Source organism: Dietzia sp. B44, from assembly GCF_014145245.1.
Classification (GTDB): Bacteria; Actinomycetota; Actinomycetes; order Mycobacteriales; family Mycobacteriaceae; genus Dietzia; species Dietzia natronolimnaea.
The window spans coordinates 1-3,381 of the sequence record NZ_JAALEF010000205.1 but is presented as its reverse complement, the minus strand read 5'-3'; the positions used below and the strand labels follow the sequence as shown (position 1 = coordinate 3,381).

The 3,381-nt window shown below is 68.3% G+C and carries 5 protein-coding genes and 1 pseudogene; 3 read left to right on the top strand and 3 right to left on the bottom strand.

The annotated features are described in order from the left end of the window. Positions 1-350, bottom strand: a pseudogene (locus G6017_RS07660) (hypothetical protein); the annotation flags it as partial. A gap of 71 nt (positions 351-421) precedes the next feature. On the opposite strand from G6017_RS07660, the gene G6017_RS07655 reads away from it, so the two are divergent. Both G6017_RS07655 and G6017_RS07650 read left to right on the top strand, forming a co-directional pair. Continuing rightward, positions 422-952: a peptidylprolyl isomerase gene (locus G6017_RS07655; RefSeq protein WP_182616768.1), complete on the top strand. Its 531-nt coding sequence runs from the start codon at positions 422-424 to the stop codon at positions 950-952. A 133-nt stretch (positions 953-1,085) separates the two neighbouring features. Then, entirely contained in the window at positions 1,086-1,820 is a 735-nt protein-coding gene (locus tag G6017_RS07650; protein WP_182609943.1) for a rhomboid family intramembrane serine protease, read from the top strand. Here G6017_RS07650 and G6017_RS07645 read toward each other — a convergent pair. Together G6017_RS07645 and crgA are read right to left on the bottom strand one after the other, a co-directional pair. Further along, a complete protein-coding gene (locus G6017_RS07645) occupies positions 1,810-2,346 on the bottom strand; it encodes a PH domain-containing protein (protein ID WP_241731420.1) in 537 nt (178 codons plus the stop codon). The two genes, G6017_RS07650 and G6017_RS07645, sit on opposite strands and share 11 nt — an antisense overlap. A 334-nt stretch (positions 2,347-2,680) precedes the next feature. After that, positions 2,681-2,947, bottom strand: coding sequence for a cell division protein CrgA (gene crgA, locus G6017_RS07640; RefSeq protein ID WP_179524031.1), 267 nt, complete (start codon positions 2,945-2,947; stop codon positions 2,681-2,683). A gap of 89 nt (positions 2,948-3,036) precedes the next feature. On the opposite strand from crgA, the gene G6017_RS07635 reads away from it, so the two are divergent. Beyond that, positions 3,037-3,381 (top strand): glutamine amidotransferase-related protein (locus G6017_RS07635; RefSeq protein WP_182616766.1); only part of this gene is annotated, 345 nt, incomplete at its 3' end.

The following is a 3,381-nucleotide window of genomic DNA, read 5'->3' as shown; positions in this document are numbered from 1 at the left end:
ACGATCCACAGGGGGGCGAGGCGGCGCCGGGACTTGGGCTTCTCCTGGGGGGCGGTGAGAACGGACGACTGCTCCCGGAGGTCCTCGGCGTGCTGCTTGGCGTCCGCGGCCAGCGTGCCCAGGATCTCCGCCTGTTCCGCGCGGCGGTCCCGCAGCACCTGGATACCGCGGCTCGCGCCGAAGAGGGCCAGGCCCGCGGGCCCACGGGTCGCGGCCACGGCGGCCTCCCCGAGGAAGCGGGGATCCTTGAGGTCGAACGCCTTCCGGGCGGCGGTGCCGGCGTTCTTCAGGTCCTTCTCGGCGGACTTGATGGCCTTACGCTCGGCGGCGCGATCGCTTCGTGTGCTCATGGGTAGATGGTGGCACAGCCCTCGGACAGCGACCACCACCTCGCCGACATCCACCGGGACCGCGTGGCAGGATGGTCGTCGTGAGCATCGCAACGCAGAAGGCAACCATCCACACGAACAAGGGCGACATCGTCGTCGATCTGTTCGGCAACCACGCCCCGGAGACGGTCGCGAACTTCGTCGGTCTGGCCGACGGGTCGAAGGACTACTCCCAGGCCAACGCCAAGGGCGAGAAGTCCGGCCCGTTCTACAACGGTTCGATCTTCCACCGCGTCATCTCCGGGTTCATGATCCAGGGCGGCGACCCCACGGGAACCGGCCGCGGCGGCCCGGGCTACCAGTTCAAGGACGAGTTCCACCCGGAGCTCCAGTTCACCGAGCCGTACCTGCTGGCCATGGCCAACGCCGGCCCGGGGACCAACGGTTCGCAGTTCTTCGTCACCGTGGGCCCGACTCCGCACCTGAACAACCGGCACACCATCTTCGGGAAGGTCGCGGACGCCGACTCGCAGAAGGTCATCGACGCCATCGCCACCACCAAGACCGGCGCCATGGACCGCCCGGTCGAGGACATCGTGATCGAGTCGATCGAGATCTCCTGACTCCTGATCTCCTGACTCCTGATCCACAGGGTCGTGGCGACACGGCCCGGCCAGCGGCGCGGGCACCGGAACACCGGTCCCGCGCCGTCGGTCTATCCACGACGATCCAGGAACGGTGACAGCACACCAGCCCATGACCACCCAGACGCACAGCGGCGGCGCCGTCTCCCGCTTCTTCCGACGCCAGCCGGTGACCGCGTGGCTCATCACCGCCAACCTCGCGGTCTACGCCGCCACGGTCGCCCAGTCGCGGAGCATGCTCGGCAACCACACCTCGGCGCTGTTCGAGGCCACGGCGCTCTATCCGCCGCTGGTCGCGGCGCGGGACGAGTGGTGGCGCCTGATGACCTCGGCCTTCCAGCATTTCGGGCCGATGCACCTCCTGCTCAACATGTACATGCTGTGGATCCTCGGTCTGGGCATCGAGCGCAGCATCGGACACGCCCGGTTCTTCGCGCTGTACCTGGTCTCGGCCTTCGGCGGCTCCGTCGCCGTGATGTTCTACGGCCAGAACGCGCTCACGGCCGGGGCGTCCGGCGCCATCTTCGGCCTCATGGGTGCGTACGCGATCGTCGCGATGTCGATGCGCCTCGACGTCAAGGGGATCGGGATACTGCTGGTGCTCAACATCGGCGTGAGCTTCCTCGTTCCCGGCATCTCCCTCGCCGCCCACCTGGGCGGCCTGGTGGTGGGCGCGCTCGGAGCGCTCGTCCTGGTGGTCCTGCCCCGTCGACTGCCGGGACGGGTGGGTCGTGGCGGTCGGGAGACCGTGTCGTGGCTCGCCTACCTGGGACTGGTGGCGCTCGTCGCCGTGGCCGCCTGGTACGCGGCCGACACCATGCAGTGGGGTTACGTCCTCAGGCGATAGATCCGGGGCCGCCGGTATCCGACCCGCCGGTATCCGACCCCGTGGCATCCGAGCCGCCGGACCCCGGCCCCCGAGTCCCCCCGAATCCCAGGCCCACCAGCCTCTCCCTCACCTCACGCGGATCGGTCCCCAGGTCTCCCCGCGTGAACACGTCGAGTTGCTCCCGCCCCCGGTCGTCCACGTACTCCAGTCGCATGAGGTGCTGGCGCACGCCCCATCTCGCGACCCCGAGCGCGCGCGCCTCGACGACCTGCGCCGGCGGCACGAACACCACGCCACCGAGCTTCTTGATCGCGAGCTGTCCGTCCACCACCTCTATCCGGGGACGCCGCATCAACTGCATCACCCCCGCGGGGACCACGAGCAGCGCCAGCAGCCCGGTGAGGATGAGCCCCAGGGGATCCCGGTTGGTCAGTCCCACCACCACCGCACCGACCCCGAGGGCGATCTGCGCGGCCGGCCACAGGGTCCCCGGGCCCCACGACGCGGCCTGGTGTCCGCCGGTGGACGCCGTTGTCTCACTCATCCCGCCATCCTCCCTTATCCACAGGCGGAATCCACAGTGTGGATGAATCACACGGGTGGAGTTCGATCCGCGTTCGAGAGGGCAGCACCCCGACCTGCGGCGTCGTCCTCGTCGTCGTCGTCGAGGGTTTATCCCCAGTGTGGAGGGAGTTGTCCACAGCCTGTGTGCGCGGGCGCGGGCATCGCTAACACCGGTCACTTCGCCGAATACACCACCGTGACCTGCATGGATGTCAATTCGATGAGAAAATGCAGGTCACCCCCCGCGTCGTGCGGGGGGTGACCTGTGAATTAAGCTGTGGAATGCGGGGAACGGGGTTCCGGTAGAACGGGTGTCAGCGCCAGTTCATGGTCATGAGCAGCCCGACCACGGCCAGCCCGAAACCGATGGCGAAGTTCTGCCAGGTCTCGAGGGACTGCATGAACGGGATCCGCTCACCGGCGATGTAGTAGGTCACCAACCACGCCAGGCCCAGGATCATGAGACCGAACATCACGATCAGGTACCACTGCGCGGTGGGCGTCCCCTTGACCTTGACGGGGGTGCGGCTGACGGCCGCGTCGGTGTACTCGGTCTTCGACCGGACCTTTGACTTGGGCATGACGTCCTCGCACTGGTGGGGCTGATCCAGGCCACTCTACCAAGACCCGCCGGGGACGTTCATCCCGACGACAGCAGTACGCTGCATCTATGCGCATCCTCGTCGTCGACAACTACGACAGCTTCGTCTACAACCTGGTCCAGTACCTGGGACAGCTGGGCGCGACGTGCGAGGTGTGGCGGAACGACGACGAGAGACTCGCCGGCCCGGACGGCGGCTACGACCCGGCGTCGCTCGCGGGCGTGGTCGCCGAGTTCGACGGCGTCCTGCTGAGCCCGGGCCCGGGGACGCCGGACCGGGCGGGAGCGACGATCCCGCTGATCGGGGTCTGTGGGCGCGCGGGTGTCCCGGTGCTGGGCGTGTGCCTGGGACACCAGGCGATCGGCGAGGCCTTCGGCGCCACGGTCGACAGGGCCGCTGAACTCATGCACGGA